This window comes from Robiginitalea aurantiaca, assembly GCF_030380815.1.
Classification (GTDB): Bacteria; Bacteroidota; Bacteroidia; order Flavobacteriales; family Flavobacteriaceae; genus Robiginitalea; species Robiginitalea aurantiaca.
Genome location: NZ_JAUDUY010000003.1, coordinates 517,719 through 535,017, shown reverse-complemented (window position 1 = coordinate 535,017; position 17,299 = coordinate 517,719). Strand labels below are relative to the sequence as shown.

18 protein-coding genes and 1 tRNA gene are annotated in these 17,299 nt (G+C 46.5%); 11 read left to right on the top strand and 8 right to left on the bottom strand.

Features of this window, described 5'->3' with window-relative positions:
- The first annotated feature begins 73 nt into the window (after nt 1–73).
- The 6 genes from QU605_RS08815 (at nt 74) to QU605_RS08790 (ending at nt 7,972) form a co-directional block, all read left to right on the top strand.
- Nucleotides 74–146, top strand: a tRNA-Met gene (locus tag QU605_RS08815).
- A 436-nt stretch (nt 147–582) separates the two neighbouring features.
- Nucleotides 583–1,524, top strand: a complete 942-nt coding sequence (locus QU605_RS08810; protein WP_289724919.1) for an alpha/beta hydrolase — start codon at nt 583–585, stop codon at nt 1,522–1,524.
- Between the two features lie 149 nt (nt 1,525–1,673).
- Nucleotides 1,674–2,213 carry a GNAT family N-acetyltransferase gene (locus tag QU605_RS08805; protein WP_289724918.1) on the top strand — a complete coding sequence of 180 codons (540 nt, stop codon included), beginning with the start codon at nt 1,674–1,676 and terminating at the stop codon, nt 2,211–2,213.
- 212 nt (nt 2,214–2,425) lie between these two features.
- The gene (locus tag QU605_RS08800) at nt 2,426–4,594 is read left to right on the top strand and encodes a molybdopterin-containing oxidoreductase family protein (RefSeq protein WP_289724917.1); all 2,169 of its coding nucleotides are present in this window, start codon (nt 2,426–2,428) and stop codon (nt 4,592–4,594) included.
- A gap of 367 nt (nt 4,595–4,961) precedes the next feature.
- On the top strand, nt 4,962–7,238 hold the full coding sequence (locus tag QU605_RS08795) for an arylsulfatase (RefSeq protein WP_289724916.1): 2,277 nt from the start codon (nt 4,962–4,964) through the stop codon (nt 7,236–7,238).
- A gap of 197 nt (nt 7,239–7,435) precedes the next feature.
- Nucleotides 7,436–7,972 carry a hypothetical protein gene (locus QU605_RS08790; protein WP_289724915.1) on the top strand — a complete coding sequence of 179 codons (537 nt, stop codon included), beginning with the start codon at nt 7,436–7,438 and terminating at the stop codon, nt 7,970–7,972.
- Between the two features lie 19 nt (nt 7,973–7,991).
- Here the strand turns inward: QU605_RS08790 and QU605_RS08785 are convergent, their stop codons facing one another.
- A complete protein-coding gene (locus tag QU605_RS08785) occupies nt 7,992–8,567 on the bottom strand; it encodes a hypothetical protein (RefSeq protein WP_289724914.1) in 576 nt (191 codons plus the stop codon).
- A 186-nt stretch (nt 8,568–8,753) separates the two neighbouring features.
- On the bottom strand, nt 8,754–9,608 hold the full coding sequence (locus tag QU605_RS08780) for a DUF2490 domain-containing protein (protein WP_289724969.1): 855 nt from the start codon (nt 9,606–9,608) through the stop codon (nt 8,754–8,756).
- Between the two features lie 219 nt (nt 9,609–9,827).
- Here QU605_RS08780 and QU605_RS08775 point away from each other — a divergent pair, with 219 nt between their 5' ends.
- Both QU605_RS08775 and QU605_RS08770 read left to right on the top strand, forming a co-directional pair.
- A complete protein-coding gene (locus tag QU605_RS08775; protein WP_289724913.1) occupies nt 9,828–10,214 on the top strand; it encodes a hypothetical protein in 387 nt (128 codons plus the stop codon).
- 101 nt (nt 10,215–10,315) lie between these two features.
- Nucleotides 10,316–10,810 carry a CIA30 family protein gene (locus QU605_RS08770; protein ID WP_289724912.1) on the top strand — a complete coding sequence of 165 codons (495 nt, stop codon included), beginning with the start codon at nt 10,316–10,318 and terminating at the stop codon, nt 10,808–10,810.
- A gap of 21 nt (nt 10,811–10,831) precedes the next feature.
- On the opposite strand, the gene QU605_RS08765 is transcribed toward QU605_RS08770, so the two are convergent.
- Nucleotides 10,832–11,470, bottom strand: a complete 639-nt coding sequence (locus QU605_RS08765) for a flavin reductase family protein (protein ID WP_289724911.1) — start codon at nt 11,468–11,470, stop codon at nt 10,832–10,834.
- Between the two features lie 49 nt (nt 11,471–11,519).
- Nucleotides 11,520–11,690 (bottom strand): hypothetical protein, encoded by a 171-nt coding sequence (locus tag QU605_RS08760; RefSeq protein ID WP_289724910.1) that lies wholly within the window; start codon nt 11,688–11,690, stop codon nt 11,520–11,522.
- A gap of 129 nt (nt 11,691–11,819) precedes the next feature.
- Here QU605_RS08760 and QU605_RS08755 point away from each other — a divergent pair, with 129 nt between their 5' ends.
- Nucleotides 11,820–13,025: an MFS transporter gene (locus QU605_RS08755; protein WP_289724909.1), complete on the top strand. Its 1,206-nt coding sequence runs from the start codon at nt 11,820–11,822 to the stop codon at nt 13,023–13,025.
- A 60-nt stretch (nt 13,026–13,085) separates the two neighbouring features.
- Here QU605_RS08755 and QU605_RS08750 read toward each other — a convergent pair whose 3' ends face one another.
- Nucleotides 13,086–14,153, bottom strand: a complete 1,068-nt coding sequence (locus QU605_RS08750; RefSeq protein ID WP_289724908.1) for a formylglycine-generating enzyme family protein — start codon at nt 14,151–14,153, stop codon at nt 13,086–13,088.
- 85 nt (nt 14,154–14,238) lie between these two features.
- Between QU605_RS08750 and QU605_RS08745 the strand changes: the two genes are divergently transcribed.
- Nucleotides 14,239–14,748, top strand: a complete 510-nt coding sequence (locus QU605_RS08745; RefSeq protein WP_289724907.1) for a hypothetical protein — start codon at nt 14,239–14,241, stop codon at nt 14,746–14,748.
- Between the two features lie 159 nt (nt 14,749–14,907).
- Entirely contained in the window at nt 14,908–15,900 is a 993-nt protein-coding gene (locus QU605_RS08740) for a metallophosphoesterase family protein (protein ID WP_289724906.1), read from the top strand.
- A gap of 72 nt (nt 15,901–15,972) precedes the next feature.
- Here the strand turns inward: QU605_RS08740 and QU605_RS08735 are convergent, their stop codons facing one another.
- The 3 genes from QU605_RS08735 to QU605_RS08725 all read right to left on the bottom strand — a co-directional run bounded on the left by QU605_RS08735 (nt 15,973) and on the right by QU605_RS08725 (nt 17,293).
- Nucleotides 15,973–16,407 carry an RDD family protein gene (locus QU605_RS08735; RefSeq protein ID WP_289724905.1) on the bottom strand — a complete coding sequence of 145 codons (435 nt, stop codon included), beginning with the start codon at nt 16,405–16,407 and terminating at the stop codon, nt 15,973–15,975.
- Nucleotides 16,408–16,418: 11 nt separating this feature from the next.
- Nucleotides 16,419–16,880 carry a hypothetical protein gene (locus QU605_RS08730; RefSeq protein ID WP_289724904.1) on the bottom strand — a complete coding sequence of 154 codons (462 nt, stop codon included), beginning with the start codon at nt 16,878–16,880 and terminating at the stop codon, nt 16,419–16,421.
- A gap of 230 nt (nt 16,881–17,110) precedes the next feature.
- A complete protein-coding gene (locus QU605_RS08725; protein WP_434967919.1) occupies nt 17,111–17,293 on the bottom strand; it encodes a CPXCG motif-containing cysteine-rich protein in 183 nt (60 codons plus the stop codon).
- Between the last annotated feature and the right edge of the window lie 6 nt (nt 17,294–17,299).

The window sequence follows — 17,299 nt, the reverse complement described above, 5'->3', positions numbered from 1 at the left end:
GACCTCTCCCAAAATTATATCCCGGAAGGGTATTGAATAAATCAATAAACCGTCGTATATTTGCCGTCCACATCGCGGGGTAGAGCAGTAGGTAGCTCGTCGGGCTCATAACCCGAAGGTCGCTGGTTCGAGTCCAGTCCCCGCTACTAGTAAAGCCGTTAACCACAGTTAGCGGCTTTTTTTATGGGACATGACCGAACTTGTTCGGGGATTGGACCAGAAAAAGCCGCAACCTGGCAGAGCCAGGACGGCTTTACTAGTGAGCCTCCCCCAAGGCCGCTTTTCGCGTTCCGCGCGAAAAGCAATCCAGTCCCTTTGTAAAGCAATTGCCAAATAGGAAGAAACTTTCCGTAACAGAAAAGCCAAACTTGCTTGAACTTTAGAGGAAAGGTAAAGACCATACTTTTGAAACGCCCCGACGAATTGTATTACACCCCCTGTTCTGGTTTTTTCCGGATAAAGCCGGAATTATTTTAAACAGGCACTGAAAACAGTACCTTTAGTAATCATTTCAATTGGCTTATGATTCGAAAGATTTTAAAGTTTCTTCTTCTCCTTGCGGGATTATTGCTAATCGTATATATGTTAGGTCCAAAAGTGGACACCCCTACCTTTGACAAAACCATGCCCAGTGTCCCATCAGATCTGGCAGAACTGGAACAGGAAATTGTCATGCACGAAGCGGCAATACCCAATATAAAACCCGATAATGAAGCCCGAATTATCTGGGCAGACAGTATACCCGGAAAAACCCCATACAGCATCGTTTATTTACATGGATGGTCCGCAAGTCAGGAAGAAGGCGACCCGCTTCATCTGGAGACGGCCAAACGCTATGGCTGCAATTTATACCTGCCCCGATTGGCCGGCCATGGATTGGTCGAGGATGAACCCATGCTGACACTCACCGCCGATAAATTGCTGGCTTCGGCCAAAGAGGCCATTGCGGTGGGGAAACAACTCGGGGAAAAGGTGATTGTAATGGCCACTTCTACAGGGGGCACACTGGCATTGTATCTGGCCGGGGGAGACCCGGATATAGCAGGCCTTCTCCTGTACTCCCCGAATATTGAGATTTTTGACTCCAATGCCAGGATATTGACCTGGCATTGGGGCGTGCCACTGGCCAAATGGGTCAAGGGAGGGGATTACCATGAGTTCGACAACCCTTCGGAAGCGGATCAAAAATATTGGACCACCAGGTACCGGGTGGAGGCCTTGTCTCAACTTCAGGTGCTTATGGATGAAACCATGACTGAAGAGACTTTTGAAGGTGTTCAGCAGCCTGTGTTTTTGGGATACTACTATAAAGATGAGATCCATCAGGACAGTACAGTGTCCGTCCCGGCCATGCTCAACATGTTTGAACACCTCGGGACACCGAATGATAAAAAAAGGAAAATGGCTTTCCCTGAGGTTGGCGCCCACGTAATGACCTCCTATATTACATCAAAAGATCTCGAATCAGTTAAAAGGGAAACAAATAGCTTCATGGAAAACCATTTAGGATTGCAGCCCAAATAGGAATACCATGCATAAACTGTTGGACTGAGCCTTCTTCAGTTCAAGGCAATTGCAGCCGGAACGTCCAGTAACGTTTACAATAAGGGCTGCCGATATTTACTATATTTAATTCCATATCCCGTCTGTGGATAGATTATAACGAATCCGAAATGCAAATCTCAACGGAAAGACTGGTTTTAAGATTCATTGAGCTTTCGGATCTGGAACCGGTACATGAATTACACTCCCTCCCTGAAACAGATCAATTCAATGCTTTGGGGATACCGGAAGATATTACGGTGACCAGATCCATTATTGAGTCCTGGATTGCGGCAACCAAATTGCCTGAGATTGAGAATTACACCTTTGTCATAGAACACAAATCGAATAAGGCATTTATAGGACTCTTTGGCCTTAAGCTGGGGACTAAAAAATACCAGCGGGGAGAGGTTTGGTTTAAGATCCACAAAAATCATTGGAAAAGGGGCTATGCGACCGAAGCCTTAAAAGCGGTAATACGTTTTGGATTTGAAACACTCCATTTACACCGGATAGAAGCCGGGTGCGCGGTTGACAATATCGGCTCGATCAGCGTACTGGAAAAAGCCGGAATGATACGGGAAGGCCGGGCCCGAAAAATTCTGCCGTTAAAATCCGGGTGGGCAGACAATTTTGGGTATTCCATCCTGGAAACAGACAAAAGACCATAAACAACGTAGGATTTTAGAAGACAAGCCCTAATGGGCTACTTTATGAATACAGCCGGATTGACATAAAGCCTGTCTGTATAGAGACCTCATCCGCATCCCTGTCCAAACAACATCATTGAACCGATTGGCCGGAGGCCCTACCCCAGGGTAAATTCCATAGAATGGGTATATTTAAGGCAACCGCCAATTGAAGGGGCTACAACCAGACACATATGGATTCAGAGAAAAAAACCGGAATTGCGCGCAGGGAATTTATTGAGATCAGTGCGAAAAGTGCCGCGGCGATCAGCCTGGCGTCCCTACCTGCCTTGTCGGGCTGTGTTAATAGCGAAAATTCAAAAACCGTATTTGGGGCCTGCTATCACGATTGTCCAGACCGCTGTAGTTGGAAAGTAACCACAAAGGGCGATAAGGTCACGGAATTTGCAGCAAGTGCAGACAATCCGTATACCGCAGGAAATCTATGTGCTAAAATGGCCCGATTTCCGGAGGATGTGACCTTCCATCCCGATCGGATTTTATCGCCCCTGAAGCGAAATGGCCCGAAAGGGAGCGGAACCTTTGTAAAAATCAGCTGGGACCAGGCCATTGGTGAAGTAGCCGGCAGACTTCGAAAAATCATCGGCCAAAAAGGGGGCGAGGCCATCCTTCCCTACAGTTTTGGCGGCAATCAGGGTTTGGTACAGGGCAAAGCCATCCCCAACCGTTTCTTCGCCCATATCGGTGCGAGTCAATTGGAGCGAACGATATGCGGAAATGCTGCTGTGGCAGGAGTGCTTGCAACAAATGGACAAACTACCGGAGTGTTGCCCGAAGATATTGTTCACAGCAGATACATTGTTTTATGGGGCACCAACCCCATCCGTTCCAATCAGCATCTTTGGCCCTTTATTCTGAAAGCCAAAAGGAGCGGGGCGAAAATCATCACTGTGGATCCTTTTCAATCTGAAACTTCCCAGGAGGCAGACTGGCATATCCAACCCCTTCCCGGGACAGACACTGCGCTTGCGCTGGGGTTAATGCATGTGATTTTAGCGGAAAATCTCCAGGACCAGGATTATATCGACCGTTATACCACTGGAATTGCTGAATTAAAGGCGCACGTTCAGAAGTACACCCCTGAAAAAGTTGCTGCAATTACGGGGCTGGAAAAGGATCTCATTATTGAATTCGCCCGGGAATACGCAGCGGCAACCCCTTCTGTGATCCGGGTCCTCATTGGGATGGAGCATCAGGTAAATGGGGCGAGTGCCTTTCGGGCAGTAGCCATGCTTCCCGCACTGACCGGGGCGTGGCGTCATTTCGGCGGGGGACTGATGCACATGACTTATGAGCTTTTTGGTGAAGCCCTCAATTGGGAAAGCGCAAACCTCCCCCCTTCCCTATCTGAGCAAACCACCCGATCCATCAATATGATCAAGTTGGGGAAAGCCTTGAACAACAGCGACCTAAACCCATCAATAGATGCCCTGTTTGTCTTTAACTCGAACCCGGCCGTTACGACCCCAAATCAGAATTTGGTGCGCAAAGGGCTTAGCAGACCGGATCTACTCACTGTGGTATCCGAACATTTTATGACTGACACGGCCCGCTATGCCGATTACATTTTTCCGGCCACCAGCGTTCTGGAGAATTGGGATATCCTAAGCTCCTGGGGTACCCCTTATTTAAATCTCAATGAACCCGCCCTGAAACCCCTTGGAGAATCGAAACCCAACTCAGAATTATTCCGCTTGTTGGCAAGGGAAATGGGCTTTCAGGAGGAATACCTGTACCTGTCCGATCTCGACATTGTAAAGAATGTCCTGGACAGCAATCACGAATACATGAAAGGAATATCCTTTGAGTCCCTGAGAAAAGAAGGGGGTCAAAAGCTCAACCTGCCTGCAAAATGGATGCCCCATGCTTCCGGGAACTTCAAAACCCCTTCCGGCAAGTGCCATTTTTATGACCCGAACCTGGCACAAGCCGTTCCAGATTATATTCCCCACCTTTACAGCGAGGCGGATTCGAAGCAATACCCCCTTCAATTGCTGACACTGAAAACCCCTAAATACCTTCTGAACAGCAGCCACGCAAACGTGGCACATATCCTTGAAAAAGAAGGTACATTCTATTTGGAGATCCACCCCGGGGATGCCTCCAGGCGGGGTATTAGCGATGGGGATCCGCTGAAGGTTTTCAATCAGAGGGGGGAGGTCCTGATAAACGCGCGGGTAAGCAAAAAAGTAACCGAAGGGGTTGTCTGTATGCCCCATGGGTTCTGGCCTTCCCGACTAAAAGGCGGTTCATCCGCCAATGCCCTGACCGATGATTTGCTCACCGATATGGGAAGGGGCGGTGCCATTCAGGAAGCGAGGGTTGAAGTTTCAAAAGCTTAGGCAACCGGACGGATAGTTCGACGGCCAATGGTCTATTCCGCAACCATTCACCTATACCACGGCTTGAAGTACTAGCCTTTTATAATTTTGTACGTATGTAGTATGGAAAGTAAATACGGTGGTTATAGGCAAAAGCAGCTTTTTATTCGTAACTTTTCTCATTCTTAGAAGCTTGTAAAGGATTCACGACTTTCTATACGCTTGAAAAAAGGCGCAAAAATATCCGAAACACACATTTACCTATAACCTTCCAATTACAAAGGACATGAAAACAATTCTGATTCGATTATGCTTGATAGTTGGTGTATTGTATAGTTGCAATACATCAACCGAACAGGAGAAAAATATTGCGTCCGGAACATATGAAATGGATCGTACAGTCTTACCGATTCAACCCCCACCTCACGACCCCATCACCGTTATGGACGCCAGGGATGCGGTAAAACCAGACCCATTTGTAGTGGATGCCCCCGAAGGTGCGCCGAACATCGTGGTTGTATTAATCGACGACATCGGATTTGGAGCTACAAGCACCTTTGGCGGAGCTATCAATACGCCGACGTTTGATAAATTGGCAGATAATGGATTACGGTTTAACCGTTTTCACACGACGGCACTCTGTTCACCCACCCGGGCCTCTTTGCTATCGGGAAGGAATCACCACAACGTAAACGTGGGATCTGTAATGGAGGTAGCTACAGGATTTTATGGGAATCAGGGGATCCGTCCGGACAACGCAAAATATTTTGCGGAGACCTTAAAACAAAATGGCTATAGCACAGCTGCTTTTGGAAAATGGCATGAAACAGCTACATGGGAAGTTTCTGTGTCCGGACCTTACACGAGATGGCCTACCAACTCTGGCTTCGATAAGTTTTATGGATTTATCGGAGGGGAAACAAATCAATGGGATCCTGTGATCTTCGATGGAGTCACCAAAGTGTTGAAAAAAGACGATCCCGATTACCACTTCACAACGGACATGACCAATGAGGCCATAGAGTGGGTTAAGTTCCAACAGGCCATGACCCCTGAAAAACCATTTATGGTCTATTACGCCACCGGGGCAACCCATGCCCCGCATCATGCCCCAGATGAATGGATAGAAAAATACAAAGGCAGATTTGACGCAGGATGGTTAAAACTTCGGGAAGAAACATTCGCCCGCCAAAAAGAGATGGGTGTCATTCCAGAAAACGCTCAATTGGCGCCAATGCCTTCGGATATTAAGGATTGGGAATCCCTGGGACCTGATGAAAAGCGCTTATTTGCTATTCAGATGGAAACATTTGCCGGATTTGCGGAACACACGGATAATGAAGTAGGAAGACTGGTCGATGCCATTGATGAGGTAGGCGTACTTGACAATACCTTATTTATCTACATTATGGGAGACAATGGATCGAGTGCTGAAGGCGGCCTTGAGGGGACTTATAATGAATTGGTTCACCTCAATGGGATTTTTGACGAAGAAACCGTTGAAAGCATGTTGGAACATGCGGATGATTGGGGAGGCCCAAATTCATTTCCACATATGTCAGCAGCCTGGGCGGTAGCAACAGACGCGCCCTTTAAATGGACCAAACAAATGGCTGCGGATTTCGGGGGAACCCGAAACGGAATGGTCATGCACTGGCCAAATGGTTTTGAGGCGAAAGGAGAAATACGGGACCAATGGCACCATGTTAACGATGTAGCCTCCACAGTTTTAGAAGCGGCCAAGTTGCCTGAAGCTAAATCGATAAACGGCGTGGAACAAATTCCTATGGATGGCGTGAGTATGCTTTATGCGGTGGATAATTCGGATGCAGAAGACAGGCATAAAGTCCAGTACTTTGAAATGTTCGGAAACCGTGCCATTTATAGTGATGGTTGGTTGGCACGGGTTGTTCATATGGTTCCCTGGGTGGGTAAACCAAGGGCTGCCTTTGCAGATGAAAAATGGGAACTCTATAACATTGATGAAGACTTTAGTCTTGTAAACAACCTTGCAGAAGCCAATCCCGAAAAGCTACAGGAGATGCAGGATTTATTTGAAAAAGAAGCCATTGAAAACAATGTCTATCCTTTGGATGACAGGTTGTATGAAAGATTCAATGCGAAGATTGCAGGTCGCCCGGATCTCATGGGAGACCGCAAAACACTTACCCTGGCACAGGGCATGGAAGGTATTTTAGAAAATACGTTTTTAAATGTAAAAAACACTTCCAAAACGATCGTAGCAGAGGTTTCCCTGGAGGGCAGGGACAAGGGAATTATCCTTTGTCAGGGCGGCAAGTTCGGTGGCTGGGCACTCTACATGGATAAGGGGAAGCCCGCTTACACGTATAACTATTTCGGACTTGAACGCTTTACGATTAGTGCACCTAGTGCGATCAAAGCGGACAAAGCAGAAATAAAATTACAGTTCGACTACGACGGTGACGGCATTGGCAAAGGCGGTACTGCCAAAATATTTGTGGACGGCGAATTGGTCGCAGAGGGTAGGGTGGAAAAAACGATACCCGCAGTATTTTCTGCTGACGAGACCGCAGATGTCGGAAAAGATGACGCTACCCAGGTGGCCGATTTGGTATTCCAGGATGTAGAAGAATCGGAATTCACAGGTTACGTCGATAAAGTAACGATTAGCATTCCGAATTAGAAATAATCTGAACAGCATTTGGAAAAGGGCGCTAATGCGCCCTTTTTTTTACACCAGCCATTTGTTTGAAATTTATTCCCGGTTGCTTTAATTGTACGTAATACCTTGTTATCCCAGGGAACACGCCAAAAATATGTGGGATGAAAATTGATGCCTTCAAAAACAAAACGATTGAGTAGTTAAGATCGCTTATGAGAATGAAAAAGGAAATGAGCCTCTTTTATATGAAGAACCCTATGAAATTCCTTCCCACTTTACTGATCGCTATTCTTTTTTCTGCCTGTGAAACCGGCACCAAAGCGGAATCCCAACCGCAGGATGAGATTGCTGCAATTGCAAACCCATCAGAAATTGACTCCGTAAAACGACTGATTGAGTCTTCCTTCGAAGGCATCTGGTCTGAGTTAGACACTTCGCGCATCAAAACTTTTCACACAGAGGATTTTATCCTGCTTGAAGCTGGCATGGTATGGAACAATGATTCTATTGCCAATTATTTGCTGGACGAACAAAAACGAATGCTGGAAGGGAAGTACCAAAGACTAAACCGCTTCAAATACGTTAAAGCTGTCCAGAGTCCGGGAAACATCTGGGTAGCCTATCAGAATTACGGGACCTGGGTTCAGGGGTCCGATACCCTGGGTACGGCACAATGGCTGGAAAGCGCGATTGCGGTAAAAGAAAACGGGCAATGGAAACTACAGCAATTGCATTCCACGCCAATACAACGCTGACCTGTGGCAACAGCCTAACCTATTCCACCCAATTGATGGCGCCCACCCCATAGGATTTGATCACCTTGGTGTATTTATTCGCGCTGATATCCAACTTTACGACACTGGTCGAAGGCATGATACGAATTTCCCCAGCGTCATATCTGGGTGCATCCGGAAGGAAGACCGTACTGTGGGTCTTTCCTTCTTCAATAAGGAATCCAAGGAGCCAGTTTTCCCCATCCTCAATGCGAATTGGAATTAGTTTATTTTCAATTTCTTCTCCGAGTGAATCCGCAGTGATGGATTTGATCAGTGAATATCCCGGAATAAATATCAATACCCGTTCTTCAAGTTTTTGAACGACTTTCTTGATTTTTTCAGCGCGAAAGAGCAACCCTGCGGCAAAACATATAAAGATCAAAAGCAGTATGGTAATCAGTGCACTGCCATCAAATCCGAGGATGGATTCTGAAATTTTGGCTGAAATCGGGGCAGAAATCACCTCTAGGATCGAATAGGCCTTTTCAAAAATAAAATACAGGATTATTAGGGGAAGCAGAAACAGGATACCCCCGGTTATTGTGGTGCGAATAAATCGGATGGCTGGATTCATAATGGGTCGGATTTTTTTTCAAAATACGGATTTAACGCGCTAATCTGAACATGAACCTCAATTTAAGATAAATCCCAAAGGTACAACCCTGCCAAATTCTCCTGTGTACCTCTACGGAGGCAATGCCGGTGTAGACCTAGAGGTGCCCAAAAGGAAGCCTGTTCACATATTACTTCCTTTATGGCACTAGTTATTCTGGTCTCCGGAACCGGATTCATCAAATTCATTAGCCGGGGCAAGGGGCGTCAGCTGATTTGGTTTTTCTTTGAATATCCGTAACCTGAGGATTAGGTCATTCGAAGCATTATTGGTTTCCGTCAAATTCCGGGTGCGATTGTAAATGGCATATAATTCCAGCTTGAGACCGTTCTCAAATTTATACCCGATGCCCGGGGATAATCGGATCAGGTCATTAAAGCGGTCCGTTCTCTTGAGATTGAAAAACAGTTCGGCTGAAATGGGAAAATAAAACCCTTCAGTAAAATGCAAATAGTGCTTTTTCCAACTAATGGTAATCGAAAACCGATGCCTCAGCCTGAACCCCGTATCCCATCCCAACCCGTCAAAAGAATACTGAAAGCGCTCTTCGATCCGGCTGTAGTTATAGATCTTAAACCCCTTAATGGTCGGAATTGCAAATTTCATCCCCTGAATCAATCGAAATTCAAAGTTATTGTCCTCATTGAAGTTGTTGGTATAAATAATCCCAGCCCCAAGATGGTAACTTCGAATCCAGGGCTCTGCACCTTCCTGTTTCCTCTTAAACCAGCTTTTTGCACGCAAATTAAGCGTTGAGATACCCAGAAACCTGTTAAATATGGCCGGATTAATCGTTCGGAATCCCACTTGGGTACTCAGAAATCGGGAGTCTTTCATCGCAGTTCTGAAGTTGTAATCCAGCCATGCCTGTCCATTGACTTCGACTTCCTGATCTACGATAGAATCCTGGGCACTCACTGATTGCAGGTAGCACATTACCCCCAATAAACTCAGGGCTATTTTCGCGATGGGGATTTTTGACCAAAGAGCCTCATAGTGCATTTTCAAATATACAATAGGTTTAATCCAATGTAAAAAGGCACGTATTGATCCGCGCCTTACACAAAACCAAAAAATCTAACACATTCAAATATCAACCCACAAGACAAAAACGACTGACCCAGATCATAGGGTGTTTTCAAGGTCGGTCATACCTTTAATTTCATGTCAGGGGAAGCATTCCCCTGGATCATTTCCTGGTTGAACTTAAATACAAATTAAATGGAAACTACCGTAATTTATAATTCAGATCTACACTTCGAACACGAACGCTGGAAAAGTGAATTGCTTTTTAGCAAGGATGAAATGCGATCTTTCAAAAACCGGCTTGAAGAACTCGTCACCCGATGGACAGACCGGGATGTTCTTATGCAATTGGAACACTTTCAAAACGAGTTTATCCTCCATGAAGGCAGGATAAATGAGTTCCTGGAAGGAATAGAAGCCCACGAACACCAAATTGCTGGGAAAAGCAAAAAGGGAGAGAATTCCATGGACACAATACTGTTTAAAAACCATTTGGAGTTTAGGGAAGAAATGGAAATGCAGCGCGAGTTGTTTCAAAATTTGAAGAAGGAATTTTTTGCGTTTCTGACCCGTTATATGTAAAAAGGCCTTGGAGAAATAGCGTATCTTTAGCTCAACACCTTATACATTGAAGTATTGGTTTGAAAATACTTATACATCTGCTGGTCTGTATTCTTTTGTCAATGACTTCGAAGCCCATTTTCAACTTTCAATCCGGAGTTCCACTGAGCAGCTGGTATGTTGTGAATGATGGCGTTATGGGAGGTCGGTCACAAGGAAACCTTCTGGTGGACCAGAAGGGTTATGGGGTGTTTTCCGGTCGCATATCCCTTGAAAATAATGGGGGATTTTCGTCCATTCGCTACGATTGCGGCCCAACAGACCTAAAAGGATATCGCTATCTGGTATTGCGCATCAAAGGTGACGGCAAACGCTACCAGTTTCGCATTAAGGCCAATAAACAAGACTACTATTCCTATGTGAGTTATTTCGATACTTCAGGGGAATGGCAGGATGTGAAACTGCCCTTAAATACCATGTACGCAGTCTTTCGGGGCAGTCGCCTGAACCTGCCTGATTTTGCAGCGTCCTCCCTTGAGGAGATCGGTATTTTGATCGGCAATAAGAAAGCCGAAGAATTTGAATTGCTGATCGATGAAATTCGCCTTGAGCAATAGCAGAACCGGCAGGGATTCCAATCAGCTGATTCTTCTGGGGTCCTCCCCCGGGCGGGAATATGCGTATCTGCCTAGTTTTGTCCCGAGATAGTAGGTATCCAGTCCTCCAATAGCTGCGGTGTCCAGGGATTCCAGGGCAAGATCCCCATCCTCGCAAATAGTCCCCTCGGGTAGCCGCAAATGGATTATTTTGCCTATAACAAGACGGGTGTCGTTACAACGCATCCGGTGTTCCTCCTCGTAGGCCAGTCCGATCTTAATAGCACTTTCGGCAACAAATGGAGCCTCAAATCCCTTATGGTAAAACGGTTTGAGTCCACAGGCCTCGAACTCCGAAACGCTTCTCGGATATTTCCCCGATGTCATATGCGCCTGCTGATGCATCGCTCCAGTAACCTGATTGATCGTATAAAACCCGGTCTCCCTGATGTTCTCGTACGTATGTCGTTCCACAGTAGTGGGCCTTAGGATAAACCCCAGGTACGGCGGGTTGGCTCCGATATGCACTACCGAATTGAAAATAGAGAGATTCTCAAGGCCTGATGCCGATCGCGTCCCGATGAGGTTTGCGGTTTTATATCCTGCAATCTTATTGATCAGGTTGGCGCGGTAGCGACCCTCCATCTGCATCAGTGCATCAAGGTCAAAGCTAGATTCCATATACTTGATTTGTAACAAAGATACGGTTACCAGCAGTTTGTACATCAACTTACCGAATCAGCCAGAGCACTATACCGCCCCCAATGAGCAGACCCACAATGAGCAGGTGATAAATTAAAAGGACCTTCTCTTCTTTGGTGTTTAAGGTTGAGGTGTAGTCGTTCCAGATAACGGCCATTCCGAGGCACGGAATCAGATAGTTCGCTTTGATGTTCTTCATGATACTTCGTTTTAAACCAATTTACGACGCATATTATCCCAGGGATGATGCTATCTTGTCAGGTTTCTCAACATATTTAACCACTACCCCAATAATCGGACATTCGCCAAAAATCCTTAATATCGAGTCGTGGACCAACTTCAGGAATTCGCAAGGGAAGAAAAGCATCACGAAAAACCGTGGTACATCCTGCCACTGATCGTATTTGCGCAATTTTGCGGCACTTCCCTCTGGTTTGCCTCCAACGGGATACTCAGGGAACTCTCAGACGCCTTTGCCCTCCAGGTGAATGCCCTACAACATCTCACGTCCGCAGTGCAACTGGGTTTTATCATCGGAACGCTTGTTTTTGCACTCTTAACCCTGGCCGACAGGTTCTCACCTTCCAGGGTTTTCTTTATTTCTGCACTCTTGGGAGCCTTATGTAATTTGGGGATGATATGGGAGGGGAATACCGCCTACAGCCTGATGGGACTCCGATTTATGACCGGATTTTTTCTGGCCGGGATCTACCCTGTTGGAATGAAGATTGCTTCGGATTATTACAATAAGGGATTGGGGACTTCCCTTGGGTACCTCGTTGGTGCACTGGTCCTCGGCACCGCATTCCCCCATTTACTTATCAGTACTGGCAATACCCTTTCATGGCAAATGGTGGTGGGTATCACCTCGCTGATCGCCCTGCTCGGAGGAATACTGATTGCATTTTTACCGGACGGGCCTTTTCGTCAACGCATGCCAAGCCTGGATCTGAGTGCACTCATCCGGGTATTTGACAGGAGCGCATTTCGCTCTGCTGCCTATGGCTACTTCGGACATATGTGGGAGCTCTACGCCTTCTGGGCCTTTGTCCCTTTAATTCTCTCCACTTACCAGGAGTTAAATCCACAGGCAGATTTCCAGATTTCAATCTGGTCTTTTCTGATAATTGGTATAGGAGGGCCCGCCTGCGTGCTGGCGGGACACCTCTCAAGAGTCCTCGGGGAAAAAAAAGTGGCCTCAGCCGCATTGCTTTTATCCGGGGTCTGTTGCCTGGTACTGCCATGGGCCTTTTCATGGCCAAACGAAGTGGGCTTCCTTACTTTTATGATGTTATGGGGAATGGTTGTGATCGCGGATTCCCCCCTTTTTTCAACTCTTGTAGCCCGAAATGCCAAACTGCAGGAAAAAGGCACAGGGCTAACTGTTGTCACCTGCATTGGGTTTGCAATTACCATTATCAGTATAGAATCCCTTGCGGCCTTACAGGAAAGCTTCTCCAGTCCCGCATCCTATTTAATATTGGCTCTGGGACCCGCATTTGGCCTTCTGGCCCTGCTAAAAAAACGTCGGTAAACTTCAGCCTTTTCCCTGAAACGGGAGGCAAAGAATTAAGGTGCGGGTGATCTACCTGTCTTAATTCGCATCTTTAACGCAGCGAAAACCCAGATGACCCATCCCGGTATCTGCCGTGGTTCGCATTCTTCGGGCTACCCGGTATCCGCTGCAATAACTATCGGAGCAAAGGTAGGATCCTCCGCGGACAACATACTTTTCCGCCAGGGGGTCCCCCGGGTCATAAGATTCCAATGGGCCCTTGGGGTCGAAGGCTTCAGTTCCCGACAACTCCTGGGCATAGGCATCCGCACGGTACTTGTCCTGGCACCACTCCCATACATTCCCAGCCATATCGTAGAGGCCATAGCCATTCTGGGGATAGGTTTTAACCGGGGCAGTTCTTACATATCCGTCCATGGGTTCATTGCGGTAGGGAAAAATACCCTGCCAGAAATTCGCCAGTTCCGAAGCGCGTTCGGCCGGCGTATTGCCCCATGGATAAACCGCATCTTCCAGGCCTCCCATTGCGGCCCATTCCCATTCAGCTTCCGTTGGAAGGCGTTTGCCCGCCCACTTCGCATAGGCTTCAGCATCCCGGAATGAAATATGGACAACCGGATGGTCCATCCGATCTGCGATGTCACTTCCAGGGCCTTCAGGATGTCTCCAGTTCGCCCCAATCTTCCATTCCCACCACTGGGATAAATCTCTTAAATCCACCGGACCGTCTGTTGGTTGGAAAACCAAAGATCCGGGCTGTAGTATTGAATCCACGGGTTTAGGGGTTCCCGGGGGAAGTTGTTCTTTCATCTCCTCCCAGTCGAGTTCACGCTCTGCTGTGGTCAGGTATCCGGTCGCATCCACAAAAGCCTTGAATTCGTCATTGGTCACCTCTGTGGCATCCATAAAGAAATCTGATACTCCAATCTTGCGGCGGGGGAATTCATCGGGTTCAGCCTGCTCTGTTTTCCCGCCCATCATAAAACTCCCGGCAGGAATATAGACCATGCCTTCCGGGGCCTCGGTAAGATTTGCTGCCATAGACCCACTGGGCTCCAGAGATTCCTTGGATTCCCTGGTGTCCTTACAGCTTAAAACCCCACATAAAATGAGCGGCAAAATGAGTGAATACGCGTATCTTTCCATGGAGTTTTGTGTAACTTTCTAAAAGAAAGAGCAATTTAAAAAACTAATCGGCAACCCACCAATATTGAGCCGAAAATACAGGCGTTTGAAATCGACCTATACGGAAATACAGAAGTTCGACCAGTGGTGGTTGTGGGCTATCCTCATCGGGGTAGTTTGCATCCCCATTTATGGTCTTTTTCAACAACTCATTCTGGGACAACCCTTTGGAAGCAAGCCGATGTCCGACTGGGGCCTGCTGCTGTTTTTTGCAGGCACACTGTGCTTTTTGGCTTTTTTCCGGTATATGGAACTTCACACCGAGATTGACACCTCAGGGATTCGCTTTCGGCTCCGACCCATTAGTTCAGAGGTCTTTACCTGGGATCAAATAGAGGAAGTATCCCTGATCTCTTATGGATTTGTCGGATATGGGCTTCGGTTCAGCCCCAAATACGGCACGGTTTACAATACAAGCGGAAAACGGGGACTATCCATTATTTTGAAAAATGGCGGGAGGTTTATCATTGGAACGCGTGATCCGGAAGGAGTGGAAAGACAATTGCTTGCGTTAAAAAAAGCAGGCATTGACATACGTATAAACAAAAACTACTAATATTGATTATCCGGGTCGAAGGAGTTAAGACCGCCCCTTTTATCAAGACCATTGGAATTCGCAGAAAAACTCAGTAGAAATTCACCCAAATGCCGGCCCCAAAAGGGTGGCGGGATGTCCCGGATTTCATACGCGCTTAAAAAACAAGTACCTTCAAATATGAAACATTGGATTCTTATTCTTCTCGCTGGACTATCCCTCTGGGGGTGCGGAACTAAAGACACAAAAGCACCTCTTTTCCAACACCATATTGAAGCAGGTCCCAAACCCTGGACCTCGGAATCCTTCGAAAGCACGGAAACTGATTTTACATTTGCCATTATTTCAGATTTAAACGGGGGCGAACGCCCGGGGATCTATAGCAGGGCCGTGGAACAACTCAATCAGCTTGATCCCACCTTTGTGCTGAGTGTGGGAGATTTAATCGATGGCGGCACAGAGGATACCCTCCAATTAAAAAAGGAATGGGATTCCTTTGATTCCCGAACGGAAAACCTGAAGATGCCTTTTTTCTATTTGGGTGGGAACCACGACCTTACAAATCCCAAAATGCGCACATTTTGGAATAAGCGGTATGGCCCCCGTTATTATCACTTCCGCTATGGAGATGTTCTTTTTCTGATGATGGATTCTGAAGATTACTCCGAAAAAAGAATGGTGGAAATTTATCAGGCAAGGGATACGGCCATTAGAGTCATTGCCGGGGAATTAGAGGGAAAGTACGAACAAACCACGTATTACGGTATGCCGGAACGCAGGCTGGGGTGTATGGGAGCGGAACAACTAAGTTATTTTCAGAATGTACTCAAAGAGAACGAGGATGTCCGCTGGACTTTTGTGTTAATGCACAAACCCCTTTGGATGCGGGAAGGAAAAAATGGCCTGGCACCTCTGGAAGCTTCCTTAAAGGGCAGGAACTACACGGTAATTAACGGACATTTCCATTCCTTTTCGCACGACAAACGCCAGGGAATGGATTATTACATTCTCGGGACAACAGGAGGTGCACAAAATCCCGAGGACCCCAATGCCTTCGACCACATTAGCCTGGTCCGAATGGCTGAAGCACCGGTAATCACACACTTAAAACTGGATGGCATCCTGGATAATACCGGAAAGGTACCCCTTTCCACAATTTCCGAAACACCCTAAGCAATAGCGGTACCGGGATAAAAAAAATTGGACCCCGGAGAGTCCAATTTTAGCACGTATTTCGAATACGGCTCAGGGCGCCGATAGCGTCTTTCTTCTTAAGGCAACAGTACTTTTGACCCCATAATCCTGTAAGGTCAGATTACGCTCCTTCCAAAAGAATACCACTAAGGCCACAGGCCAAAAGATCAGGCTGACTATTTTAAGCAATGTTCGGTAAATCCTGTTTCGCAGACTCAGTAAATCACCCTTGGAACCCCTGATTTGTAGTCCCATTATATCCTTACCTAAGGATTCCCCCTCGTTTAACAGGTCACAGGCGATGAAATAAAGGAAACCCAGTAGTAAAAACGCATCCGGAGCAAGCACAAAACGCACCTTGATTCCAGTGGCCTCCAGGCTCATAAGGGTTTCAGGAACCAAATTGATGAGCACAGAATACGCGATACTGACTAGCAAAAAATCGATTAATAAAGCAACAAATCTTCTCAGGTTCTGATCATTCATAACACTTGGAATTAAGGTTTATGCACCCAAATTTCATATTTCAGATCTCTTAAACCCTTTGTTTTCGGGTCGAGTTGATACGTTCCCGGCTGAATACCGATATCGTACATATTGAATTTAATTATTTCTGAAGATATAATCTCTATTTCAGAATGGCTTTTCCCGGACCGATTCCCAAGGAAAAAATCAATTACCCGATTGAATGCCATGATATTACATACGTAATTCACACAGCAATGCGTTACTGTTGTTTCCGCTTCAATAAACCCGAGTTTTACTTTTACGTCAATATCCTTACATCCGTTCGCCGGCCATCCCTTGGCGCCTCTATCGGGAAGTTCCTCAAGCAGGAAAGAAAGATCCCCGGTTACAAAATAGTCGGGCTGAATGATTTCTGCCTGCCCCTGCTTCTCACAGGATACCGCAACTAAAAAGAGCAGCAAAGCTCCCATTTTACATAAGTGGTTTTTCATTTTTCTCGTTTAAAAGTTCAATAAACAGGGAGTAAGCAGGTGTTTTCTCCCAACCTGCTAAACCCATTTTAAACCAGGCCTGGTGGAATTGTTAACAGGTACGAAAATAGATTGGTAAACTGCACCCCCACTTCATCTCGGGGAGGCTATGGATAATTTGCAGGGAAGCGGAAGGGAACAAAATCCCCGGATCAATATGATTAAGCTTTCAGAGAAGCAAGCAAATGGGGTTATTGGCCAAGTTGGCACACCTCAACAGAGCGGATTTCCAGCCCGCTGCAGCTGACATTAAAATCGATCGGATTGCAGCATACCTCACAGTCCTCCACATAGTTTTGATCGGAAATAGAGGTGTCTATCAGTACGGAAATGGATTCCCAGCAATAGGGGCACTGACAAAAATACTCTACCATCAGCGC

Bases quoted from the DNA above. Each gene is read 5' to 3' on its own strand.
- QU605_RS08810 (WP_289724919.1), top strand. From the start codon at position 583: ATGTTAGGTCCAAAAGTGGACACCCCTACCTTTGACAAAACCATGCCC.
- QU605_RS08805 (WP_289724918.1), top strand. From the start codon at position 1,674: ATGCAAATCTCAACGGAAAGACTGGTTTTAAGATTCATTGAGCTTTCG.
- QU605_RS08800 (WP_289724917.1), top strand. From the start codon at position 2,426: ATGGATTCAGAGAAAAAAACCGGAATTGCGCGCAGGGAATTTATTGAG.
- QU605_RS08795 (WP_289724916.1), top strand. From the start codon at position 4,962: ATGGATCGTACAGTCTTACCGATTCAACCCCCACCTCACGACCCCATC.
- QU605_RS08790 (WP_289724915.1), top strand. From the start codon at position 7,436: ATGAAAAAGGAAATGAGCCTCTTTTATATGAAGAACCCTATGAAATTC.
- QU605_RS08785 (WP_289724914.1), bottom strand. From the start codon at position 8,567: ATGAATCCAGCCATCCGATTTATTCGCACCACAATAACCGGGGGTATC.
- QU605_RS08780 (WP_289724969.1), bottom strand. From the start codon at position 9,608: ATGCACTATGAGGCTCTTTGGTCAAAAATCCCCATCGCGAAAATAGCC.
- QU605_RS08775 (WP_289724913.1), top strand. From the start codon at position 9,828: ATGGAAACTACCGTAATTTATAATTCAGATCTACACTTCGAACACGAA.
- QU605_RS08770 (WP_289724912.1), top strand. From the start codon at position 10,316: ATGACTTCGAAGCCCATTTTCAACTTTCAATCCGGAGTTCCACTGAGC.
- QU605_RS08765 (WP_289724911.1), bottom strand. From the start codon at position 11,470: ATGGAATCTAGCTTTGACCTTGATGCACTGATGCAGATGGAGGGTCGC.
- QU605_RS08760 (WP_289724910.1), bottom strand. From the start codon at position 11,690: ATGAAGAACATCAAAGCGAACTATCTGATTCCGTGCCTCGGAATGGCC.
- QU605_RS08750 (WP_289724908.1), bottom strand. From the start codon at position 14,153: ATGGAAAGATACGCGTATTCACTCATTTTGCCGCTCATTTTATGTGGG.
- QU605_RS08740 (WP_289724906.1), top strand. From the start codon at position 14,908: ATGAAACATTGGATTCTTATTCTTCTCGCTGGACTATCCCTCTGGGGG.
- QU605_RS08735 (WP_289724905.1), bottom strand. From the start codon at position 16,407: ATGAATGATCAGAACCTGAGAAGATTTGTTGCTTTATTAATCGATTTT.
- QU605_RS08730 (WP_289724904.1), bottom strand. From the start codon at position 16,880: ATGAAAAACCACTTATGTAAAATGGGAGCTTTGCTGCTCTTTTTAGTT.
- QU605_RS08725 (WP_434967919.1), bottom strand. From the start codon at position 17,293: ATGGTAGAGTATTTTTGTCAGTGCCCCTATTGCTGGGAATCCATTTCC.